Raw genomic sequence first — 16,361 nt, forward strand, 5'->3', positions numbered from 1 at the left:
TCACTCGGTGTGGTTGTTCGGATCCGGCAGTGAACCGTCGGTTTCCCAAATCTCCCCCTCGACGAAGTCGATCGCCGCGAGCATCTTCTTCCGCTCGGAACCGGCCGCTTCGGGCTCGCCGGGCATCGGATACACCAGGTTCGAAATACGGTTCGCGATGCCTCGCATCGTCTGTGCGATCTGTCGGACCGGATCACCGGCCACGCGATCCGCGGCGTCCAGCAGCTGTTGCCCCGAGCTGCCGGGCAGGAGGCCGGCCATACCCCGGAGAATGTCCTCGACCATGCCGATCAGCAGGTTCGGCGCTTCCAGCGCCACGACGCCGGCCAGATAGCGGTCGACGATCCTCATCATGTATTCCTGGGCGGCTCTACTGCCGACATTCGACCAGATATAGGCAGCGAGATACCGTGCCCGCAGATACGTTTCGCTCTCGGGGTCGTGCGCCCGGCACCCCGGGAAATGCAGCGCCGACCACAGGTCGTTCTTCAGATGGCCGTTCCAGAATTCGTACTCTTCGGAAGTGAGTACGGTTTTCATCCTTTCGTGGTCCTCCTGCAGGAGCGGGCGGCCGGAGAAATACTGCATCGTCCCGGCCGCGATCGCCAGCAACTGCGGTAATTCGTCGAGCGAGGTAGCGCGCGCGAATCGCGATACCGGAGTGGTCTTGTCCTCGATATTGCGGCTGCTCGGTTCCAGTGGGTTGCCCTTCCGGATCGTCCGGACTTTCCAGACGCTGGTCGTCTCCCCCTCCTGCGTGATCTTCGTCTGCCGGATGAACAGCTCCCCCCACCCCATCTTGCGAATATGCAGCAGCTGATCGACCGACAGTCCGGCCGCGACGATCAACGCGAGCGTCGCGTAGACCGGGAAGCGCTCGACGATCCGGCCGAGTTCGAGGAAGTCCTTCTCGGTGAGTTCGATATCGCGCAGTTCATCGAATTTCCCGTCGAACAGTGCGCTCAGCCATTCCCCCCGCTTACTGACCCAATCGGCGCCGAAGGTCTCTCCGGGTTCGGGCATCGGCAGGTCGGGGATGTACCAATAGCCGGGTAGCGCGGCGAGTTCCTTTTTGGCGGCATCCACTCGCGCGAAGGTTTCCGGGCCGAGCGCGGCCAGCCCCGCCCGGAGCCCGATCCGCACCTCCTCGAACCCCCGGGCATGCTCCGGAAGTTCCGACACGACCCGATCCTGCGGCCCTTCCGCGACCCGCATACCCAGAACCGCGGCCACCGGAGCCGAGGGCGACCATTCGGTCTCGTCCACGCCGGATTCGTGCACCACCACCGAACCATCGGCAGCCCGCTTCACATTCACCGCGTGCCCCCATCGCGGTGCCTCCCCCGCCGCACCCTCGTACACGACCACGACGATCATCGGCTTGCCGGTCCGGGCCACCCGCTCCCTCGCCTGCGGCAGCGAGGTGATGCCGGGGTCCCAGCCCGCACCGACCACCCCGGCCATATCCTTCAACAGCACCCCGCCCGGACCCGGCTCGTGCACACCCACCGGTGGCGCGACCCGCAGTGTCGCCCAGTAGTCCTCCGATGCCCGCGCCACGCAATCCGCCCGCGTTCCGGGCCCGTTCCCATCGACGACCTCCCGCCCGGGTTCGGTCTCTCGTGTCGGCAGCGCGGCCGGAGCGGTACGCGTGTTGTGTTCATCCGGTTCGAGCCCGGGCCGTTCGTCCGGTGTCGCACGTGCGGTACCGGCGGCGCGAGGATCGGACGTACGCCGGTCTCCGGTGGCGGCGGGGACCGGGGCGGTGCCGTCCTGGCGGCTGCCCGCCCCGCGCCACCACCGCTTCAGCGGATTCCGCGCGGCAGCCGTCGCACCGGCACGCCGGGGTTCCGCGGATCGGTGCCCCACCGCGACGACGCTGACGTCGTCGGTTTCGCCCTCGTCCACCGCCCGCTGGACCAGCTCGGCCGCTATTGCTCGTGGCTCCCCGGCATGCCGTGCGGCGGCGTCGCCCAGCACACCGGCACCGGGCATTGTCTTGATCGCTCCGTCGGTCATCGCCAGCACGACTCCGCCGCGTGGCACCGTGATCGTGCCCTCCTCGGCGATCACGGGCGCGTCGATGTCATCGGACACCGAAACCGTGCACAGATACTCCCCCGGGGTGACGTCCTCACCGGGCGCGGCCGGAATCCTGCCCTCGCGGCCGAGCGCGTATTCGATGGCGTGCCGATAGTTCTCCAGCCACGGTTCCCGGTCGAGCGCTTCGCGCTCACTCATCCCGTTCTCCCGCGCGAACATCCGGACCGACGAGTGGTCCCCGGTCCACCACATCGCGTGCCGGCCGTCCGCGGAGGTCCACCCGATCCGGCTGTCCCCGACCCACCCGACCGTGAATCGATCCGCCTCCGTGATCACGGCCGCCACCGTGCACTGAGGTTTATCCGGATGGCCCGAGTATTCCGGCAGCCGGCCCAGCTCCCGCACCCGCTGCTGCACATGGTGCAGCGCGTCACGCAGCACCGATTCCCGGGTCACCTTCCGCCGGAACCGCGTGTTCGACCAGCGCTCCCGCAGATACGCGCCGAGTTCGGTCGCCGCCTTCTGCGCCGCGCGATGGCCGTCCGGCGCGCCGCCCACGCCGTCGAACACGGCGGCGATCTGCACCGGTTTCCTGTTATGGGTGAACTCCACGACGACCACGGCGTCCTCGTTGCGTTCGTGGGCCGCGCCCCGCTTGCTGACCGCCGCAGCCGACTCCGTCTCCCCGCTCAGCCGCTCGGCCCGCTCCGGTTCGTCGAGCTCGGACACCGGTATGCCGTCCTGGTCGCGCAGACCGAGCAGCACCGCCACCACCGGACTCGAGGTAATCGCACCGGCAGATCGTGTCTCCGCGGCGTCGGCGCTCATCGCTGCCGGAGCCGCGGGCTGTTCATCGGAGGGCATCGACCGTTGTCCGGGAACCGGCGAAACTTCGTCCGGATCACCGGCCGCAGGCTGCTCGCCCCGGCGGAGCCGTCGTTCTGTCTCCGCGCGTGCCGTTTTCACCTGGTGCGCATGGAGGATCCGCTCGGCCTGTTCGGGGTGCAGGCCGTGCAATGCCGACCCGCGAGCTTCGGCGAACGCTTCTCCGAAATTGGGGGTGCCGTTCGCTTTGAAGCTGTACCCGGAGAGCACCTCCTGTAGCCATGCCGGCAGCCGGCCGAGATCCTCGGGGCGCCCGCTTTCGACGAACAATGCCACCAGCTGCGGCAGCACTTTCCGCCATTCCTCGGCCTGATGCCGCAGCAGCACGTCGGTGCCCACCGGCGCGGTTTTCTCCGGTACGAGTGCTCGGGCCGAGTACCGCTGGCCGACATGTGCCAATTCGTGGGCGAAGAAGGCACGCCAGGCCGAACCTCGCGACGGCGGATGGAAACCGTCGTCGACCGAGATCTTGTACGATGTCTCGAGGTACTCCCTGTTGATCGCCCACCGCTCGTTCAGCGTGAGGACCAAGCCGTCGGGTGCGGTGGTCACGAGCGCATAGGACGGGGACGAGTCCGGCGCCACCCGGAACTCCACCAGATCGGTGCCGCCCACTTCTTCGTAGTGGCGCAGTGTTTCGTCGACGAGTTCCAGTACTGTCTCGAGATCGACCTCGACCATCAGGAGATCCTGAGAGCGAAGCGAACGCCCCAGTCGCGCTTCGAGCTGCCGCAAGGCCTCCAACTTCGCGCGATGGTCGGCCCGCTCCTGATCCGTCTCCGGAGTACGCAGGGCGCGGTCCCTGCTGAAGTTCACTTCCTCCGCGAGCCGCACCAGCAGCTCGTAGAGAACGCGTACTCCCTCGGTCACCGGGATGTCCGGGGCGGGACGGAGATCGGCCAACTCCCGATACACATCGGCGAAGGAACGCGCGAGCGCGGGATTGGGAAGGAACGCGTCACCGTCGAAGCACGACGCCGGGAACTGCCGCCGAAGCCAGACCGTGAAATCCGCGCTCTCCGGGTCGCCGTGTGTGTTGCGGAAGTACTCCCGCAGCGCGCGCGGGGCCTGCAGCTCGGCCCGCCAGCGGCCGGCGATGACCAGTGCCTTTCCCATTCCTTCGATGGCCGCCCGGCAAACCTCGTCCTCCGATGGGCTTCGCCGGGAAGGTACCGTCACCTCCAACCTGGCCGACGTGATCCCGTATCCGTCGACGTCCGCGCCGGCGACGGACGACACGCGCTGCTCCTCCGGCGCTGCTTCGTCGCTGCGCCGGGTGACCGCGATGCCGGCCACCGGAATCGGGAACCGCTCCAGCAGGTCGTGCACTGTTGTGATCATGGCCCGGCCGGCCGAATCGCCCAGTGCGCCGAAACCTTCCACGCTGGTCGAATGACGCCGCTGCAATTGGGCCGGGGTGGCGGCGGACAGACCGTTGGCGAGGTCCTGGTACGTGGCGATGGCTTCGGCCAGCTCACCGAGCGCTCGATTACCGGACTGCTGCGCCAGCCGTACCAGGGCCGGCCGCCGATCCAGTGCGGAACCGAATACGACGCGGCCACTCGGACCGCCCAGGACATCGGCCAGATCGTCGGCGAAATCCTCATGGATCGGTCTCGCTTTGAACTGCCGCAGCGCTGGGTCGGAAATCGTTTCCAACATCTGCAGATCCGCCAGGAAACGACCGAGCAGGCGGGGCAGCACTCGCGGCGCCCGGCCGGCGGCCACCCGCTTCCATCCGGCTTCATCCAGGCGGTCGAACTCCCGGCGTATCGATTCCAGGGCTCCCTGCAGATGTTCCCGGTCCACACCCACCGGCCCGAGGCCCAGGAGGGCCGCCAACCGCGCCGCGGCCCCGTCGAGTTCCTGCCGGGAGCCGGCGCGCTGCCCCCACGGCAGCGTGCGGACACCGCGTTCCAGTGCACCGAGCCGGCCGACCGGCCCGCGCTGCCACTGCACCTCGATATCGAATTCCTCGTGCGCCACACCCGCGGCGTCGAACCCGGCGACATGGACGTCCGCGGAACCGGCCCAGCCGGAAACGACCCAGTCGTAGATCGCCTGCCCCCGGAGAAGCCCGCCCGCCGCATTGTCGAAGACGACCATCTCCCCGGCCTCGACCTCGGCCTCTCCCCGCAGCGTCACCGGCAACGCGTTCAACACCGCCGCGAATTCCGCCGTCACGGCCGCCACGGCGAAGCAGTGGCCGAGGCCTGCGCCCGTCGGGTCCACTGCACCCACCAGCACGCCACCGACTCGGTGCACCTGGGCGACCATGGCGGCGAGACCGTCGGCACCGGCGCCGATCGGCCGCTCGGTCCAGCCGGTGCGCAACCCCGCGACGAGGTCGAGCTTGTGCATACCGGCCAGCGCGATCAACGCATCGTCCACCGCCGCGGGTTCCATGGCCGCCGCCGCGTCGCCACCGACGGCATCCCGGACGAACCATTGCACCAGCGGACCACAGTTGAAGGGGCCGCTGAACTCGATGTGGGCGTCGATATCCGCCCAGGCCGCAGTCGCCCGATCGCCGATCCACCCGCGCGCATCCCCGACGGCCGGAACTGCGTATTCCTCGTGCGGCACAGTATGTTCAGCAGTCGGCGAGCCGAGGTCCGCGGCGCGCTCGGAATCGGCCGCAGGAGGGTAGTCGGCGGCGCCTTCCGTAGCTCCGGACACAACTGCACCGGCGGAAGAAGTGGTCCCGGAGCGGGCAGCGGCCTCTTCGTCGAAGTACAGGGCGAGATTGCCGGCACCGCCCGCGACGGTGATATCGAGGGCGCGTGCGCCACGGGCACCGGAGAGCTCCGCGGTGAAGGTGGCGTCGGAGCCGATCAGCCGGGCGCCACCGGGCCGGTTCATCCCGGCGAACCGTTCGACGACCTGGGCGAATACGGTGTCGATCTGCTGTTCGGGCCACCCGGCCAACAGCCGGGGAACCAGGGTCTGGGCGAACAGGACGCGGTCCGGACGGTCACGGTGCAGGGCCAGGTGGACCGACGTCGTGCCCGGTGCCATCCGGATATCGAGCAGTTTGCTGCCGTCGGCGTCGCGAACCTGGATCAGCTGCTCCGCGCCGCGCGGTTCGACCGGCCAGAGCCGCGCGCCCGGGCGTTCCAGCGCTGCGCCGAGCAGCCCGGTCACGGCCGCCCTGGTGTCCTCGTCGAGGTCCGGCACCTGGGAAAACGCGGCACCGATCCGGCTCGCGGAATCGACCGGCTGCCCGGCGTCCGGATGGGCACGGGCGTCGAGTTTCTGCGCCTGCGTGCACAGGTCGGCCAGCGACTCGAGAGCACGGACGATCGGATCCACCGCGAGAACCCGTGCACACATCTCAGCCGTGCGATCGGCGAAGAGGAACCTTCGCGGATCGTCCGGCGACAACGGTGCACGCTGCTGTTGCTGCGCCTGCCCCAGCAGGTTGTGCACCTGATCCGCGCTCAGCCGCTCGCGTTCGATGTCCAGGAACCGGGCCAGCTCGTCCCACGCTTCGTCCCGCTCGCGGGTCAATCGGCTCGGCAACGGCGAACCCGCCACCAGCTGTGCGGGATCGATCGAACGTTCGAAGGCAAGCATCTCACACATGGCCCCCTGGTAGGAGGCTCGCTCATAGGCGTCGACCGCGGCCGCCAGCATATCGATCCGCCCGTCCCACTTGTGGTACTCCTCGATCAGGGAGACCTGAGCACGGCTACGCGGATCAGTGGCCCGGTAGAGCAGTTCCAGCGCACCGGACGCCGGAGTGAGCGCCGCCAATTCTTTGTCCGACAGATCGGACAGCTCCGCACGCGCGCGGTCGCGGAGTTCTTCGGCCCGCACCGTCTCTGCGACCAGTTCCCGCAGCCGCTCCTCGAAGTCGAAGGCGACGCCCGGTTCGACCTCCGGTGTGTCCGCCGCGGCCTGCTCCTCCGGCTCCGATTGTGCGCGCTGATAACCATTCGCGTCGTCCCAAGCCCACCCGTAGAACTCGGCGTAGGTGGGGGCGGACAGACGAGGCCCCATGCGCTTCAACAGCGGCTGCAACGCGGTCGTGCCGGCTTGCCGGGCAAGAGCCGTCTCCGACTCGGACGGCGATCTACCGGCCCCGACGCCGCCGAGAACGTGACGGTATGCCGCGGTGTAGACCTGTTCGAGCGGACCGGGTGGCTCGGTGTCGTAGCCGAGTTCTCGCAGTTGCCGTAAGGTCTCGGCACGTTCCGCCTGCGCGCGGGTCTCCTCTGCCAGCCGTGACTTCACGTACCGCGACCGGTCCGATTCCAGCAACTCCCGCGCGGCACTGCCGCCCGGCGATCGCCGCGCCTCCAGAACATGGACCGCGCAGGCGGTCAAGGCCGCGGCGAGTTCGACGTCGGAGTTCCCGGCATCGAGCACCTGGACGTTTCTTGCCGGGTAATAACGGTCGTCGGCATGTGCTTCCAGCAGCAGCACGACCTCGTTGTCACTGAGGATCCGATCGGCCCGGCGCCCGTTCGTGGTCTTCCGCATCAGTCGCCGAGCCCGGCGAATCCGCTGTTTTCCGGCATGATCGGCCAGGTTCAGCCAGGGAAGCTCGGGCAGGTCCGGCGCCGGACGGGCCTCCGGATCGCCGGCCCGCTCCACCCACACCCTCCCGTCCCAGTCGCTGGAGGCGGACCAGAATTCACAGTCGAGATCGGCCGCCTCCCCGAGCTCCGGATGAGCGGCGATCGCGCCGTCACGTTTCTGCCGGTGATCGCCGGCCGCACCGGCGATGACGACCAGGCGCGGCCAATTGCCGCCGATCACTGCCACGTGGTCGGTCAGCACTACCCCGGGCTCGTGCTGCAACATGGCGGACAGTACGTCCCGAGCAGCGGCCGCGTCGGCCGTCGCCTGCGCTGCGGCCACATCCCGGGCCACGATCGCCCGCCATGCGACCAGATCGCGGAACAGCAGATCGGCGTGAGTGCGCCGACGCTGATCGGCGGGCGATTCCGGCGCGGCCGGGCGCACACTGCGACGCTCGATATCTCGGCCGATCGCCCGATCGAGAACCGCGAGGTCTCGTTCCGCGGCAGTTCGGGCCATAGCCGAGCGCCGGATCTCGTGTGCGTTCTCGGGTGTGGTGGGCGTATGCCGAGTTTCGAGTCCCTTCGCGGTGCGCGCCGCGAGCCAATTCCGGCGGGCACGTTTCACGTATTCACCGGGCTCGCCGAGATATCCGGCTGTGGAGCTACGACTGTCGGGTGCTTCCGGCGCCTCGAGGTATGCCCGTAGATTCTCGGGCGAGGCGATCATCGTCGCCAACCTGTCGCGCGCCTCTCGCGGGTGGTTGTCGGCATCGTCCGGAACGAGCTCGTCCAGCTTTTCCGGCGCCGCGCAGAACTCCGCCAGCTTCGCCGGCGAGTCGAACAGGCTCGCCACCTTGCCGGGAACCGCGAGGTAAACCTCCAGAGCGCGGACACCGGCCCGGTAGCCGATCGCCAGCTGTTCGGGCTCGGAGAGGTCCGGGTCGGCGCGCAGAGCGTCCCGGACCGCCTTGCTGTGCGCCTCGTGGTAGAGGAGGTGCCGATCGTCCTCCTCGGGTTCGTAGTCGGATGACTTCAGCACGTCCGCGAAAGTCGCTTCCCGTGCAAACGCTCTCGCTTCCCAGCGCAGGGTCGCGTGCACGTACTCGCCGCGCAACATCGTGTACGGGTCCGGCATGGGCAATTCTTCGGCATCCCGGCCGTGCTCGTTCTCGTGGACCAGGGTGACTGCCTGCGTCAGCAGGCTCGCGTCGGTGGTGAGCACACGGTTCACCAGTTCGGTCAGCGAATAGGAACCGGCCAGACCCGAGGACATGCTCGACACATGCCGCACCTTGACGGTGTCCGGAAGCATCTTCCGCCACTGCTCCCCGGCCTCGTCGAGCACCGACAGCACCTGGTCACCGACCGTATCGTGCGACAGGCCGACCGCGAATTCGAGGTCCGCGGCGTCGGCCGGCGCGCCGGGGAGCGCGACGGGTTCTCCGGCGGCGTCGAACGCGACCATCCAGAGACCGTTCACGCCCTCCAGCTCCCACGGCCCGGCCGTGCCGTCGAGCAGACCGAATACCTCCAGGCCCGGATCTTCCCGGTAGACCTCACCGTCCCGGTACACCACGCGGAACACGTGCCCGGCCACACCGTATTCGTCGGCCTCGTCCGAGCCCACGAACACCAGCGCCGAGGCACCCTCGCGCACCGCCTCCGGGAGTGCGCTCAGCGCCTCCGCGACACCCGCGTACGGCCGATCCGGGTCCACCGCGAGCCGGCGGACATGCTCCGGTCCGGCGCCGGCGATCTCCACGATTCGCGAGACCCCCAGACCCCGCGCACCGACGGCTTCGGGTATCCGGCCCGGATCCACCCACGGCAACCGGGCCAGCACCAGCTGCCCACAGAGATTGGCGAGATGCCCCGCATCGCGGGCGCCGGTCGAATCGGTGGGCGCGGCGTACTCTCCGTCCCCGTCGGAAGCCGAGACCGGCAACGCGGTCCGGGTACCTGTCGTATGCGGTGCAGCAGGTTCCGGCAACGATCCCGATCGCGTTCCGGGGGCCGGTCCTCGGAAGCCGAGCCGATCTATCGCCGAACTGACCTCGGGTGAAGCGACCGCGCCGCGGTACACGCGGTGCACCGTGTTGACACTCACGCCGGCGAGGGCCGCGACATCGGCAGCCGTTATCGGGCGGACGGTATCGAGAACCGTGTATTTGCCGGCGGCCGGGCCGGGAAGCAGATCGGCGACGAGCAGATCCGCCAGTTTTACCACCGCCCGCCGGCGCAGCTGGTTGACCGAGTTCGTGGTCTTACCCAATGCCACGGCGATATCGTCCGGTGCGGCGCGGTCGAGGTAGCGCAGTTTCAGATATCGCCGCTCATCGTCGCTGACCGCCTCCGCACTCAGTTCGCGGACGAACCTCTCGAGCCCGGCTCGGTCGTGGCGGTCGGCCGCCTCGATCCGCTGGGTCGCATCGTCGGGAAGGCGCCGGACGAACCCGGTGATCTCCTCGGCGAGATGACGCACCGCCTGTTTGTACAGCTGGGCCAGCCCCTGCGCGGTACGTCCGGTTCCAGCGAGCGCGGCAACCATCTGGTCGAGGGTCTTCTCCTGGACTATCCGCAATACGATGGACTCGCGCTCGTCGGCCGGCAGTTTTCGCAGTGCCCGCCGGAACGCCGGTTTGGCGTCCACCCACTCCGACATGACCAGTGCCAGCGCCCGTCCTCCGACAGTGGAGACTTCACCGGTGGTCAGCGCTGTCACGATCTTCGAGGCCAACCGGCTCTGCAATCTCCACGCGGCCCCCTCCGACATTCCCATCCGTTTCGCGGTGTCCGGGATGGACAGCGGCCGATCGACGAGGAACCGCAGCCGGATGAACTCACGATGGCGAGTCGTGAACTTCCGGACGGCGAGTCGTATCGTTTCTGGCGGCGTGATGCGAACCAGGTCGAGTTCCGGTCCGTCGAATACGGCGGGTTCTGCTTCCGCAGAGGCCTTTTCCGCTTCGCTGGGCAACTCTGCGTTGCGAGCCACGCCACGCGTGGCCGGTCCGCCCGCCATCTCGACCGAAACCATCGAGCCTTGCGCGTTCCCCTCCTCCGGAGACGACGGGTGCCATCGGTATGCCGTCTCGACTCCGGTAGCGGTATTGATCACGATCCCACGGCGTTCGGCCGACCAGCCGAGTCGTTCGGCCTCGGCACGGACCCGATGCGCAACAGCGGAATCCACGTGGCCGCGACCTTGAAGTACTCGCTGCGTAGTCATATAGCTGGTCCCGGCGGCAAGGGCGACGTCGCGCCGCGTCACTCGTCGGAGGGTGCCCCGGCCGACGATGTAGCGCACAGTCTCCGGATCGAGCAGGCCGGAGAGCACATGGGCACTGTGATACAGCTGCGCCTTGACCGTGTGGAAGTTCCGGCCGCGGGCCCGCGAAATCTGTCCGATGGTGCGACCGGCCAGAAAGCGTGCCAGATCGGATCGCTGGACGGGCGAGAGGAACCCGAGGCTACTCGAGATCGCGTCGGGGTCACCGGACCATACAACTTCGATCAGCAGCAGGGCCGTCGCGTCGGAGAGCAGCACACCGATGGACAGGGCCGCCGCAACCCGAGGCGCGAGCCGACTCTGCTGATTCTCGATCTCGGTGAGCGGACGCCGCAGCCTGTATGCCACCTGCCCGGGTGAGTGGTGATCGACGAACAATGCGGCGGCACTGGTCCTGAGCCGATCCGGAAGAAGTTCTATCACTGCCCGCACATCTGCTCGATCCGCTGTTCGGATGCGCAGCAGGGCTTGCCCGCGGCCATGCTGATACCCACTACCTTCCGCGGTCCGCACGACCGGGATCGGTGAAGGCCGTCCGAGGCCCGCGGTGATCACCACGCCCGGCCGTTCAGCCGACCATCCGACCCGCGCCGCGGCCGCCCGCACTCGCCTCACCGCCGCGCCGGCTGCGTTGGAAGTCCCCGCCATGATCCGCCCCGCGGTTTCCGGCGTCACACCCGCTTCCGCGCCGACATCTGCCAATGTGACTCGACCCAGACGACCTGCGGTCGTGTACTCGATGAGGAGCCCAAGTGGCAGATGCTCCATCAGCACCTCGGCTGTCCGGCGCAATTGCGAGGTCACCGTCGCCTTCGTCAGGCCGGTGGCCTGTACCGTCTGCGCCACGGTTTTGCCCTCGGCGAAGTACAGGTCGAAACAGGTCCGCTGACCAGGGGTCAGATATGTTCGCAAAGGAGCCAGCGCGGTCGGTTGCCACTGCTGCACCGCCTCGGCAACGAGCAGTTCCCAACCGCCCGGTTGTACCGTGGCAGCGTGATGGTGGGCCGCCTTCCGGCCGGCGGTCTCGACCGCCACCGCCGTGAACCAGGCCCCGATATCCTGCCCGGCTCGCAGGTGATGCAGTTCGCTTCGTGCGCGCCGTAGGGACGACTCGAGAACTTCCTCCGCCGCGGGTCTGTCCTGAGCGGTCGGCAAGATTCTCCGAAACATACGGTGGGCGTAGCGCGCGGACAGCCGATCGAAAGCCTTCTCGTCGCCGGCCTGGGCAGCGCGGACCCACTCCGCGACGGGGGTCTCTGCATACCGCTCGACGAAATCCGGGTCCAGCCGGAGCGTAAGACTGTTGGCAATCAGTTTCAGCGCGGTACGCACTCCCTGCCTCGATCGACCACCGAGACCCGCGATTTCGGTGACGCTGTGTCCCTGGACGAAGTACCACTCGAAATACCTGCGCCGGGTGTCGGAGAGCTCGCCCAGATACGGCGCCAGGACCTCGGGATGCTCCGATTGGGCCCTCTCGACGAAATTCACGGCCGCCACACCGTTCAGCGAAACACCACCGGCCAGCAACCCATCCAGATTCCGGGCGATCGCACGCTGCGCCACATTGATCGACGCACCGCTACGACCCAGCAGAGACGCCACCTCGGCAACGGGCTTTCGTTGCCGGATCAGCAGATGGGCCAGTTCACGGTCGGTCTCTCCCAGGTTCGGTATGCAACGGGCGATATCGTCGGGATGCGCAGCCTGTACCGTCTGTAGCTCCGCACTCCGCCGTTCGGTGCGCTGCCGAGGACCGGCATCCCGGACCACCGGAACCGGTGGCGCTGTCCCCTCTCTCAGCGAAGCGGCCGCCGCGATGATCCGGCCGCGACCACCCGGTCGCCGGCCCAGCCGCTGCGCCACTGCCCGAATGTTTTCCGCGGTGCGCGCGTCGATGCCGGCGCGCCCATCCAGCGCCCGCTTCACGGCATGGATCGATACACCGGCTTCTCGGGCGATATCTCGACGCGTGACAGGATGCAGATCGATACCCCGGGCAAATCGGTCGCGCAGTTCGCTGGGCAGTTGGTCGGCGACCGACGCGGCGATCTCCACGAGTTGGCGGCGCATTTGCGGTCTCGGCGTCCGGAAGTACTCCGCAACGCGTACCAACGAGGCACGTTCTACGAAGTAGAGGTCGAATTGCTCGCGCTGCGTTTCGGTCAGGTGCGAGAGAATCTCGGGTGTCACCAGCTCCGCACTGCTGTCGACGACCGCACTGATGTACAGCAGCAGTGGATTCTGCCGCGTTCGGTGCCGCCCGGGTGTACGGTCCTGTGCCTGTCCGCCCAATCCGTCGACCACGGTACCGGCCGCCGCTCGGAGTGACCGCAGTACTGCGGTCACTGTGGACTCCCCTCGTCCCACTGCGCCGGCGATCTCGTCCGGCCATTGCCCCAGGAACCAGCGGATGAAAAGTTCCCGCTGGTACTCGCTCAACGTATCGACAAGCGCGGCCAGCTCGTCCGGCCGGGTCCGCCGGGCCATCGACAGTGCCGGGAGCAGGGCGCCGAGGCCTCCCGTCTCCGCTACGTACACGCCCCCGCCGGCCAACACGGCGGCGAGCTCCGTCCCGTGCGCTCCGAGCGCGGTGATCGAACTACCCGGGCTCGACTGCACGAGCTCACCCCGCATCAGCCGATGCGCGTCCTCGATCAGTTCCCGCACCGCGCCGACGGGCAACTCGGTGAGAGCCGCCACCTCCTCAGGAGTGGCACCCTCCAGATCAACCCACCGGACCACTGTGCGAAGGCGTTCGGGCAGTGCCAGATATGCACGGCCCACATCCGAGGTGAGCCAGTCCGAATCCACGGCAGCACCGTCGATATTGTTGGCGCCCAGCTGCATCCGATCCAGCGCATCCTGCTCGTCGATGAACACGAGCCGGCCGTTGTTGTAGAAGGATGCGGCGACATACCGTACGGCGCGGCCAAGGTAGGCACCGAACGGTCCGGACGGCCTACTGCCGCGCTGTAGGGTGCCCAGCAATCTCGAAAAGGTCAGTGAGACAACGTCATCGGCGTCCATTTCATTACGTGTATTACTGAGCGCAACTCGCCGCGCCTGCCTGTGATACCGCTCGTAGAGCACTTCGTAGGCGCGGGTGTCGCCCGCGATCACCGCCGTCACCAACTCGGCGTCGGTGGCAGTTCCGGTGTCCGAAGCTCCGAGCGAGCGGCCTGCGTAGCGCTCTCCGTCCGCCCACGCGTCCGGACCGAGCTGCCCGTCGTGCGCAAACCAGACCGCCAAATCGGAGTATCTGCGCCGCGTCCTTCGCCCAGCGCCCCCGGACACCTCGGAGAAGCCGGTCTGCGGCCCCGGTATCGATCCACGGCTTCCGCCCAACGGGGGCTGCGTTTCCTCTCGGCGCTCCTGGGAAGCGGCTACCTGCCTCGCAGTCCCGTATGTGTGCTGCCGGCCGTCGTCGTCGGTGAACGAGCGCACGGTGTCCCATTCGAGGGTGTCGTGTACTTCCAGGTACTGCCGGCCGGTGTCCCACCGAACCCGGGTTCCGGCCGGTATCTCCAGGTACAGCAGTGATTGTCCGGCGAACCGCACCGACGGATCGGTGAGCAGCTGCCAGCGCAGACCGTCCTCGGCCACGACCGCGACAGGGTCCGATCCGGGTGCTCGGGTCGCGGCATCGTGGCCGGCGGGCAATACGGCGGCCACCACGATCGGCCGCGACAGGGTCCGGCTCTCACCTTCCGGGGCGGCGAGCGATCTCCCGGCGTAGTTGTAGGCGTCGGCCGCATTCCCGAAAGCCATGATCTCGCGAGTGTTCTCAGCTCGTGCGACGGCATGCTTCCCCGTTGTGGACAGGCCCGCGAACGTTTCCGCGGATACCGCGAGGGGCCCCGCGTCGGCCAGGATCGTGGTCAGTCGCCCGATCTCACCGCCGAGCCACAGGTTGGCCTGGGTATCCACCAGCGCCTCGTCTATGTACAGGAACGACTCGCACAGGGATTCCAGTTGCGCCGGTCCCGGCTCGGCTTGCCGCTCGGTGGAGAGGCCAGCGAGCCGATCCAGCACCGCCCAGGCATGCGTCGCGGTGAGATTCGTCGCGGTCACGCCCCGCAGCGGTGCCACCAACTCGGCATCCGCTGATCCGGCCGCCGCGACATCCCCGGCCAGCGATATCAGTGCCTGCGCGGACTCCTGTCGCTGGTCCACACCGGGTAGCTGCTGGGCCGAACGCAGATCCTCCTGGGTGAGGCCCGCGGCCCGGGCCCGGAAATCGGTGAATTCGCCCAGAGCTCGATCGAGCCGCCGCGCAGCGGAATCGAGATCCGCTCGATCGGCGCCATCGAGCGATTCGGTCAGCCGTATCACCCGGTCGGCGGCATCGGCCAGCGTGACGAGCTCGGAATCGCCCGCCAGCTCGCCCAGCCGGCGCAGCGGCTGTGCGAGATCGTCGGAATCCACCACCTGATGGAAATTCAGCAATTCGGCCAACCCGTCGTCCCAGACCGACTGCCATTGCTGGGCCTCGGCACGCCAGGCGCCGATCTCGAATCGGCGGGACACCTCCTGCAACGCATTGATCCGCGAACCGATCACGAGACCGGATGCGAACCTTTTGCGCAGCTCGGCCAGCCGGCGCGGCGTGGCGACAGCGGGCCACTCATCCGCAGGCAGGAACGACAGCATCATATCGGCCTGGCCGAAGACATCACGCACCAGATTCGGCCAGCGCAGGTGCGCTGGGTCGACTCCCAGCAGGGCGCTCAGCTCCGCGCGCGCGACGGCCAGCTCATCCGCCGCCCGATCTCCGGATGTTCCACCCCGTACTTCCACGACCCCGGCGGATTCTCCGGAAACCGAGCGACCGGACACCACTGTTCCTGTCGCCGACCGTCCGCGGCCTCCTGTGATGTCTCCGATAGTCGGCGGCGACGGCGGCACACCGGCGTTGTCGCGATCGGGTCGGCCGCGCGGGCTCTGTCCACGGTCACGCGCAGAGGACGCTGCGGCGGACGAGCCACCGTCGGCGACCGGCGCCTGCTCGTCCGCGCGCGCACCGATTCCGCGGGGGATTCTCGGGTCGCGGGCGAAGAAGACTTCGGGTCCGTACCTCGGACCCGATACGTGGCGCCTGCGGGCCGGCAGCCCCAGATCTTCCCGGGGGTCGCGGGGCTCCTCGAACGCGTCGGCACCGCTGAAACCCGGTCTGCTGTTGCGCGCACCGCCGCGTCGCGGCGGACTCCACCGGGCCGGCGGTGCGGGCTCCGGCGCACGACGCGTGTAGACACTGGCCGCATAGCCGAGTTCGGCAATTGCTGCCATCACCCGTTGCGTCACGCCCGCAGGCTGGGGCTCGTTGCGCAGCACCCGGCTGGCGGTGGTCACACTGGTGCCGGCCCGCTGCGCTACCTCGGCCAGAGTGACCCGTGGCTTATCGGCTACACCGTCGCCCCCAGCTGTTGCCAGCCGCTGCCGGGTCTTCTCGCTGATCGGCAGGCCCGAGCGCGCACGACTCAGTGCGCTCAGATTCACTCCGGTCGTTTCGGACTGGTCCACCAGCGTATTCGCCCGGCGGACCCCGGGCGCCCGGTCGACTTTCTTGCCGACCGGATAACCCATCTCCACGGCTATTCGCCGGACACGCTCAC

General features: G+C 68.2%; 1 protein-coding gene (running past one end of the window). It reads right to left on the minus strand.

Features of this window, described 5'->3' with window-relative positions; all coding sequences use genetic code 11:
- On the minus strand, positions 1-16,361 hold the final stretch of the coding sequence (locus tag ACLML9_RS00070) for a LuxR C-terminal-related transcriptional regulator (protein WP_411943502.1). The gene runs 36,691 nt beyond the window's last position; 16,361 of the gene's 53,052 nt are visible here — the last part of the coding sequence; the start codon falls outside the window, past its right edge — the gene reads right to left on this strand; the stop codon is at positions 1-3.

The organism is Nocardia sp. NPDC002869, from assembly GCF_046764065.1.
GTDB lineage: Bacteria > Actinomycetota > Actinomycetes > Mycobacteriales > Mycobacteriaceae > Nocardia > Nocardia rhamnosiphila.